The organism is Streptomyces sp. NBC_01232 (assembly GCF_035989885.1).
Classification (GTDB): Bacteria; Actinomycetota; Actinomycetes; order Streptomycetales; family Streptomycetaceae; genus Streptomyces.
Map to the genome: position 1 here is coordinate 4,862,140 of NZ_CP108518.1, position 21,469 is coordinate 4,883,608.

Consider the following 21,469-nt stretch of genomic DNA (forward strand, 5'->3'; position numbering starts at 1 on the left):
GTACGCAAGGCAGACCGCAGCGCCCCCTGGAACTCATCGTCCCCGGCGGGGTTTTCTTCAGCGATCTTCAGTGATCCGGATCACATGCCGGTGATTCCAGGGGTACCGTATCCGGCCATGGCGGGATCTGCTCCCACCTTCGGCTGTCTTCGGTCGTCGGCCATGCGGCGTGTCGGAACCATGGCTCATCGGGGTAATTCGGGCAGGGAGTTGGACATTCTGTTCGTTCGGCCGCGAGACCCCGGTGAAGCCGAGACGAATGGTGCGCCACATCTCCCGGCGGGACGGCGAGTCGCCTTCGAATAACTGATAGACAGTGGATATTCACGGCTGGACCAGCCGTAGACCTTTGACGGCTCCTTGGGGGGATCGCCGCACTGTGAAGCCGCTTCACCGTCACCTCGTCAACACCTCGCGCAAGGTCCTGTGCACGGCCGCGCTCGCGGCCAGCCTGACCACCGCCGCGGTCGTGACCAGCCCGTCGACCGCCGACGCGGGAGAGTCCGAGCCCACTCCGGACAGTCCGCAGGCCGCCGACCGCGGTGACGCCCGGCTGGACCTGCCCGACATCGTCGCCGACCCGCCGCCGGCCGGGGCCGGCGCGCAGGAGGGGGCCAGCGGGATACCCGCGACCGCCCTCGACGCCTACAACCGCGCCGAGGTGTCGGTGGCCGCGGCGCTCCCCGGCTGCAAGCTGCCCTGGCAGCTGCTCGCGGGCATCGGCCGGGTCGAGTCCGTCCACGCCTCGGGCTACGGCCTCAAGGCCGACGGCTACACCGAGAAGCCCATCCGCGGCCCCCGCCTGGACGGCAACGGCTTCGCCGAGATCCGGGACACGGACAAGGGGGAGTGGGACGCGGACGCGGTGTACGACCGCGCCGTCGGCCCGATGCAGTTCATCCCCTCCACCTGGAAGACCTGGGGTGCCGACGGCAACGGCGACTCCAAGCGCGACCCGAACAACATCTACGACGCGGCGCTGGGCGCGGGTCTCTACCTCTGCGCGGGCGACCGTGACCTGTCGGTCGCGGCCAAGCTCGACTCGGCGATCCTCAGCTACAACAACTCCCGCGAGTACGTGAACACCGTGCTCGGCTTCATGCGGCAGTACCAGAACGGTGGCGCCGCCGAGGTGCCGAACCCGCCCGCCGGGAACTACCCGACGCAGCCGCCCGGCACCACCCTGCCCACGCCGTCGCACGTGCCGACCCCCACGACGAAGCCGAAGCCGACACCGACCCCCACGCCCACTCCGACTCCGACTCCGAAGCCCACTCCGACGCCGGAGCAGCCGAAGCCGCCCGCCGCACGCCTGGCGGAGCTCACGGTCATCGGTGGTCCCGGCCTCACGGCCGAGGCGGGGGCGGCCTTCGCGGAGGTCCCGCGGGTCAAGGTGCTCCTCAGTGACGGCAAGCCCGCCGTCAACCAGGAGGTCATCTTCGCGGTCGAGAAGGACACCACCGGCGGCACCCGCTTCGGCACCGCCGACTCCCTGGTGGTCAAGGCGGGCGCCGACGGCATCGCCGCCGCGCCCGGGCTGAAGGCGGGCTCCAAGGCCGGCACCTTCACGCTCCGCGCCTCGGCCTACGACGCGCAGGGCGGGTTCACCCAGAACTTCGACGGCAAGGTCACCGTGACGGTCGCGGACAAGCTGGCCCGTGCCGGCGACGCGAAGCCGCTGGAGACGGTCGCCGGTACGAGCGTCAAGGACGTGGAGGTCTTCGCGACCTCCGCCGGGAAGGCCGTCGCGGGTACGGAGACCGTGGCCGACCTGGTCGTGAAGGACGCTGACGGCAAGTGGGTGCCGGTGGACCCGGCGACCGCGAAGGGCCCGTACTTCAAGGACGAGGCCGGCAAGAAGGTCTTCGGCCGGCTGCTGCCGAAGTCGGGAGCCGACGGCAAGATCGTCCTGCCGGAGCTGTTCACGACGGACGTGGTCCCGGGGACCTACTTCGTGCGTCTGACGACCAAGGAGAACGTGACCCTGGTCCTGGAGCTCAAGATCACGGCTCCGGTCACGACCCCGGCCCCCGCGCCGGACCCGGCCCCCGCGAAGACGGCGGCCCGCCCCTGAGGCAGCCCGCCCGACAGCACAGTGGCCCCCGGCACCGTTCCCACGGTGCCGGGGGCCACTCGCTTTCCCCCGCCCTTCGGGAGGGGGAAAGGCAGGAGCCCTGCCGGATCTGCTCGCGCAGAGGGGACAGGGCTCCTTGGGTACTGCTTTTCCAACCCGCGATGAGAGTTGGCCCAGGCGACTAGGCCGGGGTGACGTTCTCCGCCTGCGGGCCCTTCGGACCCTGCGTGACGTCGAAGTTCACCGTCTGGTTCTCCTCGAGGGAGCGGAAGCCAGAGGCGTTGATCGCGGAGTAGTGGACGAAGACATCCGGGCCGCCGCCGTCCTGGGCGATGAAGCCGAAGCCCTTTTCAGCGTTGAACCACTTCACGGTTCCGGTAGCCATGAGCCCTCCTATGGGCCAAAGGGTCGCCCTGCTCCAGAACCTGCTAAGAAGTCTGAAAACTACAAAAGCCTGCGGGTCACATTCTCCGCAGGCCTCGTACTGCAAGGGAAACCAAACTGCAACTTGCGTCGAGCCTAGCACGCACCCTGCGGCCGAGACCAGAGGGAAAGATCACGTCACCCGGACGTTTGAGACCCGCCGCAAGGCTGACGCAGACCCGGGGACTAGTCTCGCGATGTGGACGTCTATCGCAGCCGGCCCCGCGTCGGCCACATTCAGTTCCTGAACTGCCTGCCTCTCTACTGGGGGCTGGCCAGAACCGGCACTCTGCTGGACCTGGAGCTGACCAAGGACTCCCCCGAGAAGCTCAGTGAGCGCCTCGTCCAGGGAGACCTGGACATCGCCCCGATCACCCTCGTGGAGTTCCTCCGCAACGCCGACCAGCTCGTCGCCTTCCCCGACATCGCGGTCGGCTGCGACGGTCCGGTGATGTCCTGCGTGATCGTCTCGCAGGTCCCCCTGGAGCAGCTCGACGGAGCCCGCGTCGCACTCGGCTCCACCTCCCGTACGTCCGTACGCCTCGCCCAGCTGCTGCTTTCCGAGCAGTACGGGGTACGGCCCGACTACTACACCTGCCCGCCCGACCTGAGCGTGATGATGCAGGAGGCGGACGCGGCCGTACTGATCGGGGACGCCGCGCTGCGCGCATCCCTGCACGACGCGCCCCGGCTCGGGCTGACCGTGCACGACCTCGGGCACATGTGGAAGGAGTGGACCGGGCTGCCTTTCGTCTTCGCCGTCTGGGCCGCCCGCAAGGACTACCTCGCCCGCGAGCCCGCCGTCGTGCGGGAGGTCCACGAAGCCTTCCTCTCCTCCCGGGACGTCTCCCTGGAAGAGGTCACCAAGGTGGCCGAGCAGGCCGCCCGCTGGGAGGCCTTCGACGCGGAGCTGCTGGAGCGGTACTTCACGACGCTCGACTTCCGCTTCGGCCCCGAGCAACTGGCCGGCGTACGTGAATTCGCACGCCGTACGGGACCGTCGACCGGGTATCCCGCGGATGTCGCGGTGGAGCTGCTGAGCTCGGTGGTCCAGGAGTGCTGACCGGCTTTGCCCGGCGGTAGTCCAAACATCGGGCGGGCGAATGTGCGGTTTACCGGGAATTCCGTCCTTTTTGCATTTCCTGCCCGGGGCGGGAAATGCAAAAGGGTGACCGCGCCCGTTCCCCCGCCCCGCCACGCCACCGCCTAGGCTGCTGCTCGGCGGGCGGCACAAGGCGCCCGGGAACACGGGGAATTGGGGGACGCGATGCAGCCGCTCGAAGCCGGTGAGCCGCGGACCATCGGCGCGTACCGGCTGCTGGGCCGGCTCGGTGCGGGTGGCATGGGCCGGGTCTACCTGGGGCGCAGCGCGGGCGGCCGGACCGTAGCGGTCAAGATCGTGCACCCGCACTTCGCCACCGACGAGGAATTCCGGGCCCGGTTCCGCCGTGAGGTCGAGGCGGCCCGCCGGGTGGGCGGCGAGTGGACCGCGCCGGTGCTGGACGCGGACCCCGAGGCCCCGGTGCCGTGGGTGGCCACCGGCTATGTGGCCGGGCCCTCCCTGGACCGCGCGCTGGCCGGGCACGGTCCGCTTCCCGAGGCCTCGGTACGGGCCGTCGGCGCGGGGCTGGCCCGCGCCCTGGTGGCGGTGCACGGCCTGGGCCTCGTACACCGGGACGTGAAGCCGTCGAACGTGATGCTCACCCTCGACGGGCCGCGGCTGATCGACTTCGGGATCGCGCGGGCCACGGACGGCACCGCCTCGCTCACCTCCACCGGGGTCTCCGTCGGCTCGCCCGGCTACATGTCCCCCGAGCAGATCCTCGGCAAGGGGATCACCGGGGCGGCCGACGTGTTCTCGCTCGGCGCGGTCATGGCCTTCGCGGCGACCGGGCGGCCCCCCTTCACCGGGGACAACTCGGCGACCCTCCTCTACAAGGTGGTCCACGAGCCGCCCGAGCTCGGCGCGGTCCCGGCCGGGGAGCTGCGCGAGCTGATCGGGGCCTGCCTGGCCAAGGCGCCCGCGGACCGGCCCGCCCCCGAGGCGATCGCGGCGGCCCTCGGCGGTGCACTGGGCGCCCCCGGCTGGCTCCCCGGGCCGCTGGTGGAGGAGGCCAGCCGGGCCGCGGTGGCCCTGCTGGACCTCGACGCGGACACCTCCGGCGGCGGGTACGACGCGTCGGCGGGCCGCGGCTACGGGGTGCCCCACTCGCCGTACGCGGACACCCCGTCCGGGCCGGTGCCGTTCACGGCCTCCTCGTACGGCGGCCCCGTCGGCGGCGGCTTCGGGCCGCCCGACCCCGCGTACGGCGGTCCGGGAACGGGCGGCGGCTCGCCCTACGGCGCAGCGGAGGGCGGCTCCGGCTCCGCCGGTACGGCAGGCGGCGCGCCCGCCGGAGCGGCGACCGCGGGCCCGGCCGGTGGAGCCGGTCCGTACGGAACCCCCGGCCCGGGCACCGGCGGCGCGGGGCTGCCGGGTCAGCGGACCGACCCGGAGGGCCAGGGACGGCAGGTCACCGTCAGGGCCGCCGGGCGCCGGTTCAGCTGCACCGTGGTCCTGGCCGCGGCGGCCGTGCTCGCGGTGCTGTCCGGCGGGCTGTACTGGATGGACGTGCTGCCGGGCCAGGGCAGCAAGGAGCGGGACCTGGCCGATGCCGGGCCGCGCCCCTCCGCCTCCGCGCCCGCCCCGGCGGGCTCCGCCCCGGCCCCGACGGGGAGCGGGAGCGCGGCGCCGCCCAAGGGCACCCGCCAGGACGTCCCCAAGGAGCTCGTCGGCACCTGGAAGGGCTCGGTCACCACCGCCCGCCTCGGTCTCTCCACGGAGTTCGAGATCACCATCAAGGCGGGCAGGGTCGGCGAGGTCGTCGGCCGGGACAAGTCGGTCCTGGCCGTCCTGGGCACCGACTGCAGCGGCGACTGGAAGCTGTCCTCCGCCACCGACCGCTCGCTGGTCCTGGACACTTCGGGCGGCCCCAACCCGGCCCCCGGCGTCTGTTCCAACGGCTCGGCCGACGAGCGCTTCAGCCTCAACCCGGACGGGACGCTGCACTACAAGTCGGGCGACACCCCGGCCGGAAACCCCGAGGGCGACCTCAGGCGCAGCCCCTGAAATGTGCCGGTCGGCCCTGGCGTAGGCTGGATCGGTCCGGACCTTGACACAGACACACCGCCGAAAGGTGACGCACCGGTGACCGACCAGGCCGTTCTCCAGTCAGTCCTCGACCGCGCAGCCGCGGGGGGCCGGATCACCAAGGAAGAGGCGCTCGACCTCTACCGCCACGCGCCGCTGCACGCGCTCGGCCAGGCGGCCGACGCGGTGCGCCGCCGCCGCTACGCCGGTACCGAGCACATCGCGACGTACATCATCGAGCGCAACATCAACTACACCAACGTGTGCGTCACGGCGTGCAAGTTCTGCGCCTTCTACGCGGCCCCCAAGGACGCGAAGAAGGGCTGGTCCCGCGACCTCGACGACATCCTGCGCCGCTGCGCGGAGACCGTCGAGCTCGGTGGTACGCAGATCATGTTCCAGGGCGGGCACCACCCGGACTACGGCGTCGAGTACTACGAGCACCACTTCTCCGCCATCAAGAAGGACTTCCCGCAGCTGGTCATCCACTCCCTCGGCGCGTCCGAGGTCGAGCACATGGCCCGCATCTCGGGCGTCTCGGCGGAGGAGGCCATCAAGCGCATCCACGCGGCCGGTCTCGACTCCTTCGCGGGCGCCGGCGCCGAACTGCTGCCGGAGCGGCCGCGCACGGCGATCGCCCCGCTCAAGGAGTCCGGCGAGCGCTGGCTGGAGATCATGGAGATCGCCCACAAGCTGGGCGTGGAGTCCACCTCCACCATGCTGATGGGCACCGGCGAGACCAACGCCGAGCGCATCGAGCACATCGCGATGATCCGGGACACGCAGGACCGTACGGGCGGCTTCCGCGCCTTCATCCCGTACACCTACCAGCCCGAGAACAACCGCCTCAAGGGCCGCACCCAGGCGACGATCTTCGAGTACCTGCGCATGATCGCGATCGCGCGCCTCTTCCTCGACAACATCGCCCACATCCAGGGCTCCTGGCTGACCGTCGGCAAGGAGGCGGGCCAGCTCTCGCTGCACTACGGCGCCGACGACCTCGGTTCGATCATGCTGGAGGAGAACGTCGTCTCCTCGGCCGGGGCCAAGCACCGCTCCAACCGCCAGGAGATCATCGACCTGATCCGCAAGTCGGGCCGCACCCCGGCGCAGCGCGCGACGACGTACGAGCACCTGCTGGTGCACGACGACCCGGCGAACGACCCGGTCGACGAGCGCGTGGTCTCGCACATCTCCTCGACCGCCCTCGAAGGCGGCACGGCGCACCCCGAACTGAAGCTCATCTCCACGAACTGACGAAGCCCGCCGACGATGCTGACGCTGCACACCGCCGAGCTCCTCGTCCCCGGGCGGGACTTCGGATCCGCGCCGCTGCCCGGCGGTGCGGTCCTCGTCGACGGCGACCGGATAGCCCGCGTGGGGCCGTACGAGGAGGTCGCCGCGGCCCACCCGCACGCCCGGACCCGCCGCTGGCCCGGGGTGATCACCCCGGGGCTGGTGGTGCGCGGGGCGGACGAGCTGCTGGAGCGCACGTACTACCCGGACGACCCGTACGAGGTCACCGAGCTAGGCGCCGACCCGATCAGGGGCGAGGCCGCGCTGGACGCGCTGAAGATGACCGAGCCGCGGTGGGGCAACAGCGCCCGGCGGGGCACGCAGCGGCTGCTGGCCCGCGGGGTGGTGGCGGTCTGCGGCCGGTTCACGATCCCGGCGGTGCGCACGGCGGTGTCCCGGTCCGGGCTCACGATCCTGCCGCCGGCGGCCTACGAGGGGCTGCCCGCCCTGGATCCCTTCGCCGGGCGGTCCGCGGCCGCGGAGGCCTTCCACGGGGTCCTGGAGGCGGGGGTGCCGGCACGCTTCGCGGTCTTCGCGGTGGCGGACGAGGCCGAACTGCTCGCGCGGGGCGCGACCACGTGCGTGGCCACCGTCATCGGCGGCCGGCTGCTCCACCGCCGTCGCTGAGACCGCTCTGCACGCAGCAGGCGGCGGCGGACGCGCGCCGGGTGTCCTCCCGGGCGAGGGCGGCCAGCAGGCAGGCCTGGAGGCGGCTGATGCCGCCCAGCTTCGCCCGTATGTTCACGACGTGGAACTTGACGGTGCTGACGGAGAGTTGGAGCTCGACGGCGAGTTCCCGGTTGGACGCGCCGGTGGCCAGGCAGAGGAACACGGCCGATTCCTGCTCGGTCAGCTGGGCATCGGCGGGCCGGTCCGCGGCGGGCCGGTCCGCCGCCGGTCTGTCCCCGCTCGGCCCGTCCCCGCCCGGCACGTCCTCGCGCGGTGCCTCCCCCTGCGCGCCCGGCTCCTCGTACGAGGGAAACCACGTGGGGACGCTGAAGCTGACGACGCGCACATGATCTCCTAGCCCCGGCCGACCAGCCCTGTCGGCCGGCTCTCCCCCTATAGGACGGACGGACCGGACAGGTAGGTTCCATTCGCGTCGTAGGGCCAGGCATTGGACTTGCAGCCGTTGAGTCCCTTGATCTGCTGCATCATCGCCGGAGCGGGCTGGCCGGCGCCCGGGCAGGACTCGTGCCCGCGGCCGAGCTCGTGCCCGACCTCGTGGTTGATGATCAGGGCCCGGTACTCCTCGGGTGAGCCGCTGAACTGCGGCGAACCCTCCTGCCAGCGCTTGAGGTTGACCACGACGGTGTGCCCCGTGCTGCAGTTGGTCTCACCGATGAGCTCGGGCGTGACCACGTCGCAGAGGCTGTCGGTGGTCTTCGGCGTCGCGATCTTGACGGTGAAGTCGACCGGCTGGCCCGCCGCGACGAGCTGGAAGGCGTACTTCGGGTCCTTGGTCCAGCCGCGCGGGTCCCCGAGGATCGCCTCGACCGACCGGGCGGCCGCCTCCGGGTCGACCCCGCTGCCCTCCTCGACCTCGATCCGCCAGCGGCGCGGGGTCCCCTTGCCCTGCACGGTGCCGGCGGTGGAGGAGGCCTTGAAGACACCCGGCCGGGCCTGTGTCGCCGAGGCGGACGGCGAGGGCGAGGCCGAAGGCGTCTGCGGGGCCGGGGTGGAGGGCTGGGCGGAGGGTGATTTCTGGCCACCCTGCGGGACCGGGTCCGCGGATCCGTCGGCGGACTCCGCGTCCGTCGGGTCCGGTGAGGCCGCGGTCCGGCCCGCGGCGGTCTTCGCGCCGTCGTCCTGGGGCAGCAGCGTGTACGCGGTCGCCGAGACCACGACCAGTGCCGCCGAGCCGAGGAGGATCGTGCGCCGCAGCCGCCTGCGCCGCTCGGCCCGGCGCCTGGCGCGCGGGCCGCTGCGGCTGGAGCGACCGGTGGAATGGCCTGCCGGCATCGTGAAGCCCTCTGTTCGCGGCGGCCACTGCCGGACCGGCCGCGATCGGGGCGCCCATCCGGTGGGTGACCCTCACCGGGCCGCACTGTGTCAGTCAACTTCGCCGCGGGGGCGCGGCGTAACTGTCCTTCGGAACAGTTTCCGCCATCCGCCCTGCGGCGGTCACAGCGGGTGGCGGTGGAGCCCCCGCGGCCCGGAGGGGGCGTGGCCTGAGAGGATGGGGGCGTACCCGCCGATCCGCATCGCACACCGAGGGGCGAACGCCAGTGACAAGGGCTTCCCTGGACAAGCAGCCGCACGAAGTCGCCTCCATGTTCGACGGCATCGCGGCGAAATACGACCTCACCAACGACGTCATCTCGCTCGGCCAGGCCCGGCTGTGGCGCAAGGAGGTCGCCAAGGCGGTCGGCGCGCGTCCCGGGCACGTGGTGCTCGACCTGGCCGCCGGAACCGCCACCTCCTCGCTGCCCTTCGCCGCCACCGGCGCGTACGTCGTCCCCTGCGACTTCTCCCTGGGCATGCTCATGGAGGGCAAGAAGCGGCACGCGTGGCTGCCGCTGACCGCCGGTGACGCGACGAAGCTGCCGTTCCGGGACGACGTCTTCGACACCGTCACGATCTCCTTCGGGCTGCGCAACGTCCAGGACACCGACGCCGCCCTGCGCGAGCTGTACCGGGTGACCAAGCCCGGCGGGCAGGTCGTCATCTGCGAGTTCTCGCAGCCGACCTGGGCGCCGCTGCGCACGGTCTACATGGAGTACCTGATGCGGGCGCTGCCGCCGGTGGCCCGCACGGTGGTGTCCGACCCGGACCCGTACGTGTACCTCGCCGAGTCCATCCGCGAATGGCCCGACCAGCCGGCGCTGGCCGCCCTGCTGCAGAAGGCCGGCTGGTCCAAGGTCGCCTGGCGCAACCTCAGCGGCGGCATCGTCGCGCTGCACAGAGGCATCAAGGACTGACCGCGGTGCCTGACGTCGCGCGCACGGACTACGGGCCGCTGCTGGAGCGGATCGCGGCCGACATCGCCCCGCTGGTCGGCAGCGGCACTCCCGCCGAATACATCCCGGCACTGGCCTCCGTGGACCGGCGGCAGTTCGGGATGGCCATCGCCGACCTCGACGGCAACGTCTTCGGGGTGGGCGACTGGCGGGTGCCCTTCTCCGCCCAGTCCATCACCAAGGTGTTCGCGCTCGCCCTGGCCCTGGCCGAGGGCGGCGACAGCCTGTGGGAGCGGGTCGGCCGGGAACCCTCCGGCAACCCGTTCAACTCGCTCGTACAGCTGGAGTACGAGAACGGCATCCCGCGCAATCCGTTCATCAATGCGGGTGCCCTCGTGGTCACCGACCGGCTCCAGACCCTGACGGGTGACGCGAGCAGCGAACTGCTGGAGTTCCTGCGGCAGGAGAGCCGGAACCCGGACATCGGCTTCGACGCCGAGGTCGCGGCCTCCGAGCAGGAGCACGGCGACCGCAACGCGGCCGTGGCCCACTTCATGGCCTCGTACGGGAACATCGACAACCCGGTGCCCGCACTGCTGGAGCACTACTTCTGGCAGTGCTCCATCGAGATGAGCTGCGCCGACCTGGCCCGTGCCGGGCGCTTCCTGGCCCGGCACGGGCTCCGCGCGGACGGCACGCGGCTGCTGACGCGCAGCGAGGCCAAGCAGATCAACGCGGTGATGATGACCTGCGGGACCTATGACGCGGCGGGCGAGTTCGCCTACCGGGTCGGGCTGCCCGGCAAGAGCGGGGTGGGCGGCGGAATCGTCGCCGTCGTCCCGGGCCAGTGCACGCTGGCGGTGTGGAGCCCCGGCCTGGACGCCCGGGGCAACTCGGTGGCGGGCGTGGCGGCGCTGGACCGCTTCACGACGCTGACGGGCCTGTCCGTCTTCTGAGGCGCGGTCCGGGCCGGAGCCCGCTCACGCGCCCCGAAGGGAAAGGGCGTAGCGCCGCCTGGGGTTGCCGCCCGGTGTGGTGAATTTCCCGGCCAGGTCCATCCCGAGCCGTTCCGCCACCGCGATCGAACGGGCATTGGCGCCGTCGATCACGGCCACGACGTGCGGTACCCCGGCCTCACGGACCCGCTCCAGCGTGGCCAGCGCCGCGGCGAACGCGTAGCCGCGGCCCCACGCCGTGCGCGCCAGCCGCCAGCCGATCTCGATCTCGCCGACCGGGCCCCACTCCTTCTCACGGGGCCACGGCTGGGCCCCGGTGAAGCCGATCACCTCGCCCTCCGCGTCCAGCAGGGTCCACAGGCAGTAGCCCAGCTGGGCATCGTGCATCCGCTGGCGCGCGGACAGCTCCTCGTACGCGGACAGCTCCGCGGGACCTCCCAGGAACTCCATGACGTCGGGGTCGGCGAAGAGCGAGTGCCAGGCGTGCGCGTCCTCGTCCGTGGGAACGCGGAGCTGTACGGCGGGAAGCGGCCGGGTCGGCGAGGTGGTCATCGGAGGCACCCTTCGGATCGCGATCTCTCTCGCTGCATAGACTGCACATGTCCGGTGCCGTCTGGCACCCTTTATCGAGCCTTCGGGAGACCCCGCAGTGACCGAGCTCCTCTCCGAACACTCCGCGGACGTGATCGTCGTCGGGGCCGGGCCCGCCGGCTCGACCACCGCCTACTACCTCGCCAAGGCCGGATTGGACGTCCTGCTGCTGGAGAAGACGGCGTTCCCGCGGGAGAAGGTCTGCGGCGACGGCCTGACCCCGCGCGCCACCAAGCAGCTGGTGGCCATGGGCATCGACATCTCCGAAGAGGCCGGCTGGCTGCGGAACAAGGGTCTGCGGATCATCGGCGGCGGGCAGCGGCTCCAGCTGGACTGGCCGGAACTCGCCTCCTACCCGGACTACGGACTCGTCCGCAAGCGTGACGACTTCGACGAGACCCTGGCCCGCCAGGCGCAGAAGGCCGGCGCCCGGCTGTACGAGCGCTGCACCGTCGGCGAGCCCGTGCGCGACGCGCGCACCGGCCACATCACCGGCGTGCAGGCGAAGCTGGGCGAGGAGAAGACCCCGGTCACCTTCCACGCCCCGCTGGTCGTCGCGGCCGACGGCAACTCCTCCCGGCTGTCCCTGGCGATGGGCCTGCACCGGCGCGAGGACCGCCCGATGGGCGTGGCCGTGCGGACGTACTTCACCTCGCCGCGGCACGACGACGACTACCTGGAGTCCTGGCTGGAGCTGTGGGACCGGCGCGGCGCGCAGGACCGGCTGCTGCCCGGCTACGGCTGGATCTTCGGCATGGGCGACGGCACCTCCAACGTCGGCCTCGGCATCCTCAACTCCTCCTCCGCCTTCAAGGAGCTGGACTGGCGAGAGGTACTCAAGGCCTGGTGCGCCTCCATGCCGGAGGACTGGGGCTACACGCCCGAGAACATGACGCAGCCGATCCGCGGCGCGGCCCTGCCGATGGCCTTCAACCGGCAGCCGCACTACACCAAGGGCCTGCTGCTGGTCGGCGACGCGGGCGGGCTCGTCAACCCGTTCAACGGCGAGGGCATCGCGTACGCCATGGAGTCGGGCCAGATCGCGGCCGACGTCATCGTCCAGGCCCAGGCCCGCGCCACCCCGGCGCAGCGCGAACTGGCCCTGCACAACTACCCGAAGGTGCTCAAGGAGACCTACGGCGGCTACTACACGCTGGGCCGCGCCTTCGTGAAGCTGATCGGCAACCCGAAGGTCATGAAGATCGCGGCGCAGCGCGGCCTGACCCACCCGGTGCTGATGAGGTTCACCCTGAAGATGCTGGCCAACCTGACCGACCCGACGGGCGGCGACGCGATGGACCGCATCATCAACGGCCTCTCGAAGGTGGCCCCGAAGGCCTGACGGTCCACCCCGTGCAATGGATGCAGCCGGCCCGCCCGACGCAGACCCGCGGCGGGCGGGCCGGCTACGTCCACGACGTCAGGCGTTCCACCAGGCGTCGGTGCCGCAGCCGACCTCGAAGTGCCACCAGTCCTCCGCCTCGCCGCGCGCCAGGAGGGCCTTGATCCCCACGTGGTCGGCGTCGGCCGGCACGTTGAAGGCCACCATCGGGAAGTCCTCGCTGAACACCTCGCCGCCGAGCCCGAAGGGCGAGAGGCGCTCGTGCACCGCCCGGGCACTGCGGCCCAGCGGCCCGGAAGGGACGGGCAGGACCCGGATCGTGCAGTTGCCGGACGCGCTGACCCGGCCCACGGCCCAGTGCACGCCCTCGGCATCGGTCCGGAACCGCACCACGTCGTCCTCGGCGACGCCGTCCTGCAGAAAGGCGACGTTGCGGATCCGGGCCGTGTCGACGCCGAGCCGGTCGGCCCACAGACCCTCGGTGTCCTGGGGGAGCCAGCCCTCCCGGGGCACGAACCTGAACCAGACCTTGACCTGTTGCCCGGCCGTGCCTTCCTCGACCGACATCATGCGCGGCCCATCCGTTCAGTCGTCCGTCGCGGCCGTCGGGCCCGGCGGTGTGGAGGCGTCCGGGTCGCCGTGGACGGTACGGACGCACCTTGCCAGCAGGTACAGCCCGCACACCAGCAGCGCGCCCGAGGCGGTCCAGCCGAGGCCCAGCGTCAGGGGGTGGCCGGGCTTCTGCCAGGGGCGGGTGGTCGTCAGCAGCCAGCCGCCGACGGCGAGCAGGCCGAGGCCGAGCGCGGCCCGGACCGCGGTGGGGTCGCCGGCGCCGTGGTGTTCGTACGACTTCGGACTCACGCGGACCACCACCTCCAGGGCGGGTCGGGGCGGCTCTGACGGTCAGACGCGCCCTGTCGCTATCTTCGCAGGGCCTCGGCCGGTTCCACACGGGCCGCCCGCCAGGCGGGATGGAGCCCGGCCAGCAGACCGGTGACCAGGCCGGTGAGCGGTGCCGCGACGACGGTGAGCGGATGGATCACCGGGGTCCAGTCCCGGGCCAGGGAGACGACGACCACCGTCAGCTCGCCCAGCGAGGTACCGACCAGGCCGCCCAGGGCACCGAGGGCGGCGGACTCGGTGAGGAACTGGGCCGCTACGTGCCGGCCGCGGGCGCCGAGCGCGCGGCGCAGCCCGATCTCCCCGGTCCGTTCCAGGACGGCGACCAGGGTGGTGTTGGCGATCCCGACCGCGCCGATGACCAGGCAGATCCCGGCGAGCAGCAGGAACAGCGCGCTCAGGTCGGCGGTGACCCCGGAGCGCAGCATCCGCGGGTCGGGCGGCGGGACGGCCTTCAAGTACTCGGGGTGATCGGGGCGCAGCGCGAGCGGGGCGAGGCCCGCGACCTGCCGGGCGGCGCCGAGCTCGGTGGCGATCAGCATGCTCGCGGCCCCGGGCGCGGGCGGCCCCCAGAGCTGTTCGGCGGTGGCGCGCGGGACGAGGACGGACATCAGGTGCTCGGGGCGGCGTTGCAGGTCGGCGACGATGCCTGCGACGGTGAAGGGCTCCTGGCCGATGTAGAGGGCGGGCCGGGTGGCGAGCGTGGTGATGCCGAGGCGGGCGGCGAGCCCGCTGCCGATGACGACGACGCGCTCGCGGCCACGCTCGGCGAAGTCGTCGTAGAGCCGTCCCTGCTGGAGGGTCGGTACGAGGGCGGCGACGGCCCCGGGGGAGGCCGCGACGACGGCCGCGCCGGTGGTGGGGTCGCCGCCCCCGGAGGGCAGCGGGCCGACCGTGGTGCGCGGGTCGAGCCGGACGGTCCACAGCACCCCGGCGTGCTCGATGCCGGCGACGGCGCGCAGCCGCTGCTCGGCGTCGGCGGGGAAGCCGGGCCCGGCGAACTCGTTCTGCCGGGCGGCGACGTCCTCGACGGCGACCTCGGTGGCCGTCAGGACGTTGAACCTGCCGTCGATCTGCGAGGAGATGGTGGCGGTGAGGCCCAGTACGGCCACGAAGCTGCCGACACCGAGGACGGTGCCGAGGGCGGTGAGCACGGCCCGGCCGGGGCGGCGGAGCATGCCGGCGACGGCCTCGGCGAGGGCGTCGCGCACGGACAGCCGGGTCGGTGCGACGGCGCCGCGCTCGGGGGAGACCGGGTTGCCCGGGGCGCTCACGGGTGGAGCCGCCCGTCGCGGATGGTGAGCGTCCGGTGTCCGCGCCGGGCCAACTGCGGATCGTGCGTGATGACGAGGACGGTCATCCCGGCCCCGTGCAGTTCGTCCAGCAGCGTGAGGACGGACGCGGCGTTGACCGAGTCGAGATTGCCGGTCGGCTCGTCGCACAGCAGCAGCGATGGCCGCGCGACCAGAGCGCGGGCGATGGCGACGCGCTGGCGCTCGCCGCCCGACAGCCGCCCCGGCACGGCGCCGGCCCGGTGCCCGAGACCGACCTGGTCCAGGGCCTCGCGGGCGCGTACGAGGCGCTGGGCGCGCGGGGTTCCGGTGTAGAGCATGGCGAGGGTGACGTTCTCCAGGGCGGACCGGTGCGGCAGCAGATGGAAGGACTGGAAGACGAAGCCGATCCGGCGGCCGCGCAGGGCGGTGCGCTCCCGGTCGGGGAGCGCACCGGTGTCGATCCCGTCGAGGAGGTACCGGCCGCTGGTGGGGGAGTCGAGCAGCCCGGCGACGTTGAGGAAGGTGGACTTCCCGGAGCCGGAGGGGCCGACGACGGTGATGAACTCCCCGCGCCGCACGGTCAGGTCGCAGGGGCGCAGGGCCTCGACGGGCGGCGGTCCGGGGTAGGTGAGGCCGGCCCCGCGGAGCTCGATCACAGGGCTGTCGCCGTCACCGCCGTCAGGGCCGGAGGCGGACTGCGGGCGTCGCCGGAACCGTTGTGCCAGGAGCCTCATCCGGTCTTCCCCCGGGCCTCCTGCGGCGCGGTCCCGATCACCACTCTGGTCCCGGCGGCGAGGGCACCGGCCCGGGCCGGTGTGACGGCCACGTAGCCGTCGCCGCTGGTGCCGGTGCGTACCTCGATGCGCCGCTGGGTGCCTTCGGCGGAGACGGCGGTGACGACCGTACGCCCGTCCGCGCCGGCCGAAACGGCGGTGACGGGGACGACGAGGGCCTCGCCGTCGGTGGCGGCGGACTCGACGGTCAGCCGGACGTCCTGCCCGGCGAAGCCGACGGGCAGCGGCTGGTCGGGGCGGACCACCATCCGGTATCCGAGGTCGGCGCCTGTGCCGCCTCCGCCCGAGACGCCGCCCTTGGAGTCCTGTCCGCCCTGGTTCTGCTGCGGGAGCGGTCCGGCGGGCTGCGCCGTGGAGCGTTCGGTGGCGACCAGCGCCACCTTGCCGCGGACATCGGTGCCGGAGACCTCGGAGGAGACCACCACGGTCATCCCCGCGCGCAGCAGTTGCCTCTTGTCGTCCTTGAGGTAGGCCTCGACGACGAGTTCCCCGGTGGAGAGCGTGAGCACCGGCCCGGACACGGGTGATCCCGCCCGGGCGCCGAGGGAGCTGACGCGGGCCGGGAAGGCGCCCAGGAACACGGTCTCGGAGGCGGGCAGCATCGGGCCGTCGGCGGCCTCGGCGGCCAGCAGCGCGGCCCGCGCCTCACCGAGCGCCTGCCGCGCCCGCGCAAGCGCGCGGCCGGAGCCCGAGCCCGCGGTGGGGCCCGGGCCCGAGCCCGCGGCGGGGCTCGGCGGGGCCGCCGCCCCGCCCTTGCCGGATCCGGTCTCCGCGGGCGCGCCCGTGGGCGCCGCAGCCGCCGGGCGGGCGGAGTCGCTCGCGTCCTCCACGGCCCAGGTCGCGGACCGTACGGCCTCCCGCGCCGACTTGAGCGCCGCGCCCCCGTCGGCGACCGCGGGCAGCGGCTCGTACCCGATGGCCCGGTAGCGGGCGGTGAGCGCGGCCTTCGTACCCGCCCCGAAGACGCCCCTCGCGTCGGCGCCGGTGCCGTGCCCGAGCTCGCGCAGCGCCTGCTGCAGCTGCGCGACGTCGTCGCCGGTGGCCCCGGGCCCCAGGTCGCGGTACATCGGCAGCGCGCCGTGCAGGGTGAAGACGGGCCGCCCGGACACCTCGGCGATCAGCTGGCCCGCCGTGACCGGGTCACCGGCCTGCAGCGGCAGCCTGGTCACGAGGGCGGCCCCCGCTCCCGCCCCGGAGCGCACGCCCTGCGGGGACACGGCGACGCTCTGGTCGGCGACGACGGTCCCCCGCATCACCACGGTCTGCGCGAGCACCCGCCGTTCGACCTCCGCGGTCAGCGCCCCCTGCGCGGGCGGGCCGGTCTCCGCGGCCACCTGCGCCGGGGATTTCACCAGCGTGGTGGCCAGCAGTCCGCCGACCGCCATCAACGCGGCCCCGCCGACGACCGCGAGCACCAAGCGCCGGCCGCGCGCGAGCCCGACGCGGTCGTCTTCGGGGTCCGCCGGGGCCTCGCGGCGCTCCAGTACCTGCTCCGGCCCGCTCATTTCTCCGGCCGGCACTTCTTCAACGCGTCGAGGTGGTCACGCTTGAGCGCGCTCCACTGCTCGGGAGTGCCCTTGCGGTCGTCGATCTGGCCGGTGACCGGGTCCGGGTCCGGGTACCAGGAGACGCCTTCGGCCCGCAGGCACGCCGACTCCTTCTGCGCGGCGGCGACCCGGGCGGGCTCCGCCGGCTGGGGCTTCGGCGGGGGCGGCAGCATCGGCGCGCAGACCCTGTGGGCCTCGTCGTTCCAGGGCTTCGACTTGTCCACGCGCGGAGCACCGTAGTCCGTATAGACAATCGCCACGCCCTGCTTCTTCAGGCAGTCGTGGTAGGCGATTTCCTCCGCAGTGGGAGGCGGACTGTCGCTTTCCACAGGTTCTTTGTCGCCTCCGCCGCATCCCGTCAGTGAAATACACAGAAGGAGCAGCGGGGCCAAATGCCTTGCGTGCACGACGGGGTTCCCTTGCGGCGGTAGGAGTGGATTATGCGCATCCGTTCAAGGGTGGGGGAGGGCGCGCGCCAGATAGTAGGTACCGGTGCCCGGCTGCGACAAGTTGCGTATCGGACAACAGAAGTGACTGTCCATCAGCCGAGAATGAGCTTGAACCGGCCCGGGGTTCGCTGTTGAATCCCCGCCGGGCCGAAATGAGTGCACCCCGGTCCGTCCCGAACACCCCGATTTTCACCCGAAGAGTGAGGTAAGCGTGATGGACAACGCAATGCGCAAGCTGACCGCCGGCTGCGTCGCGGCCGTTTCGGCCGGTGCCATTCTGCTGGGAACCGCGGGTCCGGCGGCCGCCTGGGGGCGCGACGGAAATCTGGAGAACCAGGAGTTCGGGCTTTACTACTGGCAGAACCAGTCCGGGTGCGTCTTCGACCTGGTGACGAATGACGTGAACTTCAGCGACGACAAGTACCAGGGCTCCTGCTCGGCCAGCGGGAACTGGATCAACGACACCACCGAGTCCTACCGGAACCGGGACGTCTACGCCTGGAAGGTCGGCACCGACAAGGACCTGGGCGGCAGCGTCGGTGAGATCCCGTCGAACTACGCGGGCAACGCCTCGACCAGCTTCAAGAACAAGATCAGCTCGGCCAAGTACACCCTCCACCCGTAATCCGGATCCGGCAGAAGGAGTTCCACGCGATGCACACATCCCGTCGCCGCCGGCCCGCCGCCCCGGCCGCCGTCCTGCTGGCGGCCGTCCTCCTGGCCGGCTGCGCCGGGACCGGGGACTCCGCGGGCGGTGAACCGGAGCTCGGTCCCGTCGAGGTGAACCCGGCGACGGCCGCCCTGTCCCTGCCGATGGACGCGTACACGGACACCGAGGCCGAACGGATCCGGATGGGCCAGGTCCAGCAGGCCCTGGTCTCCCGGTGCATGGCCCGGTACGGGTTCACCTACGAGGGCGTGCGATCCGCCGAGGCGACCGGCGCCGGGGCCGGCGACCGGCACGCGTACCTCTTCGGCCTGGCCGATCCGGCGTACGCGGCGGCCCACGGTTACGACAAGTCCGCGGGGAGGGGGAGCCCGGCGAAGCCCGCCGCACCGCAGCTGAGCGACAGCGCGAACGTCGTGATGACCGGCGAGCAGCAGGGAGCCCGGGGCGGCGCGGCTCCCGACGCGAACACCGAGGAGGAGGCCGCGCAGGTGGACAGCGGCCTGACGGCGGCCGGGCAGAAGGTGCCGGCCGGCGGATGCGGGCGCGAGGGGTACCGCAAGCTGTACGCCCCGACCAGGGACAGCGTGGACCTGCTCTTCGCGTTCGGGCTGGCCTCGGAGGCGCACGACCGCTCCCGGCAGGACTCCCGGGTCGTCGACGTCCTCGCGAAGTGGTCGTCATGCATGGACAAGTCCGGATACGCCGGGATCGAATCACCGTACGACGTCGTGGAGAAGCTGGGCCTGGAGAGCGACATGGGCGGTCCGAAGGCCGTCACGGCGGCCAAGGCCGACGTCGCGTGCAAGCGCGAGGTGAACCTCGTCGGGATCTGGGGCGCGGTCGAGAAGGCCTATCAGGAGCGCCTCGTCGAGGAGCACGCCGAGACGCTCGCGCTCTACAAGCGGCAGCGGGAGGCCCGCTTCAAGCTGGCGGCCTCCCTGGGCTGAGCGTCGCGCTCAGCGCCGCGAGAACGCGGACAACGGCCCCGGGGCCGGTACTCCACCCCCGAGCGGGGGAGTACCGGCCCTGGGGCCGTGCCGGGTGTGCCGCGAACCGAGCCGTGCTCAGAGGACGCGGACGGCGCCCGTCGGCTTGTCGTAGCTCAGGTTGCGCTCGACGATGCCCGTGCTGGGGTTCTGCGCGCCGACGAACTTGCCGCCGCCGACGTAGATGGCGACGTGGTAGGCGCTGCCCCTGGAGCCCCAGTACAGGATGTCGCCCGGCTGCAGGGCGTTCAGCGACACGGACGTGCCGGCCGAGGACTGCGCCTGGGACATGCGCGGCAGGGAGATGCCGGCCTGGCGGTAGGCGGCCTGGACGAGACCGGAGCAGTCGAACGAGGACGGGCCGGTGCCGCCCATGACGTACGCCTTGCCGACCTGCGCGCGGGCGAAGTTGACGATGGCCGCGGCGGAGCCGGTGGCCGGAGCGGAAACGGTTCCGGTGCCCTGCGGGGCGGCGGAGGCGGAGGCGCTCTTCAGCGTGTTGCGGTCCGTGCTGCGGCTGGAGCGCTCGGCCTCGGCCTTGCGCTCGGCCTCGGCCTTCGCCTTCTTCTCGGCGTCGGCCTTCTTCTGGGCCTCTTCCTTGGCCTTCTTGGCCTCGGCGGCGGCGCCGGTGCGGGCGCTCTCCTCCTGGGCCGTCAGTTCGCCTTCGACGGCCGCGAGACGGGTGTTCTCGGCGGCCGCGGTGACGGCGGAGGAGACGTCGGCGCCCAGGTCCAGGTTGAGGACCGGCATTTCGAGCGTCGTCTCGGCCACGGGCTCGGCGGACGGGGACGCGCTCGCGGTGCCGGCCATGGCCAGGGTGCTGAGGACGCCACCGGCAACTCCGGCGCGGACCGCGAGCTTCGAGGCGCTGCGGCGGGGCTTCCGGTGGCTGGGTATGTGAGCGGTGTGGGACATGAGGACAACCGCTATCAGGGTGCCCGGGTTCCCTTCAAGAAACGTGGGTTGCGCCACAGTTGCGCGCGAAGGGCGCTAACCGGACGCTTCTCGCTCCTTATTGACGCCGTAACGGGCGAAACGGACAGGCCTCCGCAAGGCTGTGATCATGGGGTTTCGGAATTAAGTCCTAATTGATCCCTGACCTACCATCACTCCGCACAGATGGCCAAGCCCCCTTTCGGAACCGCCGATTCAGAGTGGCGCAGGTCACAGTGAGGTCACGTGATGTGGACGCCGTGCCCCTCCCGTGACCTTCCTGTGAACGGGCCGAGAGGTTCGTGAACGGATGCACGCACTCACGTGACCCGGGCGTGATCATCGGCGCGGCCCCCCGCGCGGCCGCCGGCCCCTCCCCGGGACCCGTGCGCGACCCTCGTCCGTCCCGCGTCTGCCCCGCGTCCACCTCCGTACGCACGGCGTCCCCCGACCGGGCGACGCCGATCCCTTTATCACCACCGCACCCCTGTTGCCAATTTGCCTGCACCGAGCATCGTTTGATAGGGCAAGCCCCCTTCTACCTGCGGTAACGGGCTCGGATGTCACCTTTGGTGATCATGTGGATGCTTCGCGTATGAAGATCACCACTCATCGGACTTCATGATCGTTCGTCAGGTGGTGGAGATCACAAACTCGGTGTTGCAACCCGTGTCGCAGATCACAGACGAGCAGGCATAAGATGCGCACCAGTCCGGCTTGTGAACTGCCTCACATGCAAGCGCTTGATCGAAAGCGTGATCTTCGCGAGGCGGGTCACTCGGCGCCGGCAGCGGTCCAACGGTCAAGGACGACTGGAAGGAGCGAGGAGCGTGAATGCGTACGCGCCCATCCTCGTGCTCGGCGCCCTCGGCGCAGGGTTTGCGATCTTCTCCGTGGTCATGGCCACGCTGATCGGCCCAAAACGGTACAACCGGGCGAAGCTTGACGCCTACGAGTGCGGCATCGAACCGACGCCGATGCCGGCCGGCGGTGGCCGCTTCCCGATCAAGTACTACCTGACGGCGATGCTCTTCATCGTCTTCGACATCGAGGTTGTCTTCCTCTACCCCTGGGCCGTCACCTTCGACTCCCTGGGGATCTTCGGGCTCGTCGAGATGCTGCTCTTCGTGCTCACCGTCTTCGTCGCCTACGCCTACGTGTGGCGCCGCGGCGGCCTGGAATGGGACTGAGGGGCTGAATTTTC

General features: G+C 71.9%; 22 protein-coding genes. 11 read left to right on the top strand and 11 right to left on the bottom strand.

Annotated features, from left to right (window positions below; all coding sequences use genetic code 11):
• Positions 1 to 379 precede the first annotated feature (379 nt).
• The gene (locus tag OG444_RS22500) at positions 380 to 2,074 is read left to right on the top strand and encodes a lytic transglycosylase domain-containing protein (protein WP_327263878.1); all 1,695 of its coding nucleotides are present in this window, start codon (positions 380 to 382) and stop codon (positions 2,072 to 2,074) included.
• Between the two features lie 181 nt (positions 2,075 to 2,255).
• Here the strand turns inward: OG444_RS22500 and OG444_RS22505 are convergent, their stop codons facing one another.
• A complete protein-coding gene (locus OG444_RS22505) occupies positions 2,256 to 2,459 on the bottom strand; it encodes a cold-shock protein (protein ID WP_030012116.1) in 204 nt (67 codons plus the stop codon).
• A 237-nt stretch (positions 2,460 to 2,696) separates the two neighbouring features.
• On the opposite strand from OG444_RS22505, the gene OG444_RS22510 reads away from it, so the two are divergent.
• The 4 genes from OG444_RS22510 to OG444_RS22525 all read left to right on the top strand — a co-directional run bounded on the left by OG444_RS22510 (position 2,697) and on the right by OG444_RS22525 (position 7,550).
• Complete coding sequence (locus OG444_RS22510) at positions 2,697 to 3,560, top strand: menaquinone biosynthetic enzyme MqnA/MqnD family protein (RefSeq protein ID WP_327263879.1); 864 nt, start codon at positions 2,697 to 2,699, stop codon at positions 3,558 to 3,560.
• Positions 3,561 to 3,764: 204 nt separating this feature from the next.
• Entirely contained in the window at positions 3,765 to 5,606 is a 1,842-nt protein-coding gene (locus OG444_RS22515; RefSeq protein WP_327263880.1) for a serine/threonine-protein kinase, read from the top strand.
• Positions 5,607 to 5,684: 78 nt separating this feature from the next.
• Complete coding sequence (mqnC, locus tag OG444_RS22520; protein WP_327263881.1) at positions 5,685 to 6,884, top strand: cyclic dehypoxanthinyl futalosine synthase; 1,200 nt, start codon at positions 5,685 to 5,687, stop codon at positions 6,882 to 6,884.
• Positions 6,885 to 6,899: 15 nt separating this feature from the next.
• Positions 6,900 to 7,550, top strand: coding sequence for an imidazolonepropionase-like domain-containing protein (locus tag OG444_RS22525; RefSeq protein WP_327263882.1), 651 nt, complete (start codon positions 6,900 to 6,902; stop codon positions 7,548 to 7,550).
• Here the strand turns inward: OG444_RS22525 and OG444_RS22530 are convergent.
• Both OG444_RS22530 and OG444_RS22535 read right to left on the bottom strand, forming a co-directional pair.
• On the bottom strand, positions 7,516 to 7,938 hold the full coding sequence (locus tag OG444_RS22530; protein ID WP_327263883.1) for a helix-turn-helix domain-containing protein: 423 nt from the start codon (positions 7,936 to 7,938) through the stop codon (positions 7,516 to 7,518). The two genes, OG444_RS22525 and OG444_RS22530, sit on opposite strands and share 35 nt — an antisense overlap.
• A 47-nt stretch (positions 7,939 to 7,985) precedes the next feature.
• On the bottom strand, positions 7,986 to 8,885 hold the full coding sequence (locus OG444_RS22535; RefSeq protein WP_327263884.1) for a DUF3152 domain-containing protein: 900 nt from the start codon (positions 8,883 to 8,885) through the stop codon (positions 7,986 to 7,988).
• A gap of 266 nt (positions 8,886 to 9,151) precedes the next feature.
• Between OG444_RS22535 and OG444_RS22540 the strand changes: the two genes are divergently transcribed.
• Positions 9,152 to 9,844 (top strand): demethylmenaquinone methyltransferase, encoded by a 693-nt coding sequence (locus tag OG444_RS22540; protein ID WP_327263885.1) that lies wholly within the window; start codon positions 9,152 to 9,154, stop codon positions 9,842 to 9,844.
• A 5-nt stretch (positions 9,845 to 9,849) separates the two neighbouring features.
• Positions 9,850 to 10,779 (top strand): glutaminase, encoded by a 930-nt coding sequence (locus OG444_RS22545; protein ID WP_327263886.1) that lies wholly within the window; start codon positions 9,850 to 9,852, stop codon positions 10,777 to 10,779.
• 24 nt (positions 10,780 to 10,803) lie between these two features.
• Here the strand turns inward: OG444_RS22545 and OG444_RS22550 are convergent, their stop codons facing one another.
• The gene (locus OG444_RS22550) at positions 10,804 to 11,331 is read right to left on the bottom strand and encodes a GNAT family N-acetyltransferase (RefSeq protein ID WP_327263887.1); all 528 of its coding nucleotides are present in this window, start codon (positions 11,329 to 11,331) and stop codon (positions 10,804 to 10,806) included.
• A gap of 97 nt (positions 11,332 to 11,428) precedes the next feature.
• Here OG444_RS22550 and OG444_RS22555 point away from each other — a divergent pair, with 97 nt between their 5' ends.
• Entirely contained in the window at positions 11,429 to 12,712 is a 1,284-nt protein-coding gene (locus OG444_RS22555) for a geranylgeranyl reductase family protein (RefSeq protein ID WP_327263888.1), read from the top strand.
• Between the two features lie 78 nt (positions 12,713 to 12,790).
• Here OG444_RS22555 and OG444_RS22560 read toward each other — a convergent pair whose 3' ends face one another.
• The 6 genes from OG444_RS22560 to OG444_RS22585 are packed head-to-tail and all read right to left on the bottom strand — an operon-like array spanning position 12,791 to position 17,556.
• Positions 12,791 to 13,282 (bottom strand): DUF4265 domain-containing protein, encoded by a 492-nt coding sequence (locus OG444_RS22560; RefSeq protein ID WP_327263889.1) that lies wholly within the window; start codon positions 13,280 to 13,282, stop codon positions 12,791 to 12,793.
• Between the two features lie 15 nt (positions 13,283 to 13,297).
• The gene (locus OG444_RS22565) at positions 13,298 to 13,573 is read right to left on the bottom strand and encodes a hypothetical protein (RefSeq protein WP_327263890.1); all 276 of its coding nucleotides are present in this window, start codon (positions 13,571 to 13,573) and stop codon (positions 13,298 to 13,300) included.
• A gap of 59 nt (positions 13,574 to 13,632) precedes the next feature.
• A complete protein-coding gene (locus OG444_RS22570; RefSeq protein WP_327263891.1) occupies positions 13,633 to 14,886 on the bottom strand; it encodes an ABC transporter permease in 1,254 nt (417 codons plus the stop codon).
• The gene (locus tag OG444_RS22575) at positions 14,883 to 15,620 is read right to left on the bottom strand and encodes an ABC transporter ATP-binding protein (protein ID WP_327263892.1); all 738 of its coding nucleotides are present in this window, start codon (positions 15,618 to 15,620) and stop codon (positions 14,883 to 14,885) included. Before OG444_RS22575 ends, OG444_RS22570 begins: the two co-directional genes overlap by 4 nt.
• The gene (locus OG444_RS22580) at positions 15,617 to 17,185 is read right to left on the bottom strand and encodes a peptidoglycan-binding protein (RefSeq protein ID WP_327263893.1); all 1,569 of its coding nucleotides are present in this window, start codon (positions 17,183 to 17,185) and stop codon (positions 15,617 to 15,619) included. The genes OG444_RS22575 and OG444_RS22580 overlap by 4 nt, the downstream gene beginning before the upstream one ends.
• Positions 17,182 to 17,556 (bottom strand): hypothetical protein, encoded by a 375-nt coding sequence (locus OG444_RS22585; protein WP_327263894.1) that lies wholly within the window; start codon positions 17,554 to 17,556, stop codon positions 17,182 to 17,184. Before OG444_RS22585 ends, OG444_RS22580 begins: the two co-directional genes overlap by 4 nt.
• A 334-nt stretch (positions 17,557 to 17,890) precedes the next feature.
• Here OG444_RS22585 and OG444_RS22590 point away from each other — a divergent pair, with 334 nt between their 5' ends.
• The gene (locus OG444_RS22590; RefSeq protein WP_327263895.1) at positions 17,891 to 18,301 is read left to right on the top strand and encodes a hypothetical protein; all 411 of its coding nucleotides are present in this window, start codon (positions 17,891 to 17,893) and stop codon (positions 18,299 to 18,301) included.
• Between the two features lie 29 nt (positions 18,302 to 18,330).
• Positions 18,331 to 19,293: a hypothetical protein gene (locus OG444_RS22595; protein WP_327263896.1), complete on the top strand. Its 963-nt coding sequence runs from the start codon at positions 18,331 to 18,333 to the stop codon at positions 19,291 to 19,293.
• Positions 19,294 to 19,410: 117 nt separating this feature from the next.
• Here OG444_RS22595 and OG444_RS22600 read toward each other — a convergent pair whose 3' ends face one another.
• On the bottom strand, positions 19,411 to 20,247 hold the full coding sequence (locus OG444_RS22600; RefSeq protein WP_327263897.1) for a C40 family peptidase: 837 nt from the start codon (positions 20,245 to 20,247) through the stop codon (positions 19,411 to 19,413).
• An 848-nt stretch (positions 20,248 to 21,095) separates the two neighbouring features.
• On the opposite strand from OG444_RS22600, the gene OG444_RS22605 reads away from it, so the two are divergent.
• Positions 21,096 to 21,455, top strand: coding sequence for an NADH-quinone oxidoreductase subunit A (locus OG444_RS22605; protein WP_030653431.1), 360 nt, complete (start codon positions 21,096 to 21,098; stop codon positions 21,453 to 21,455).
• Positions 21,456 to 21,469: the final 14 nt, after the last annotated feature.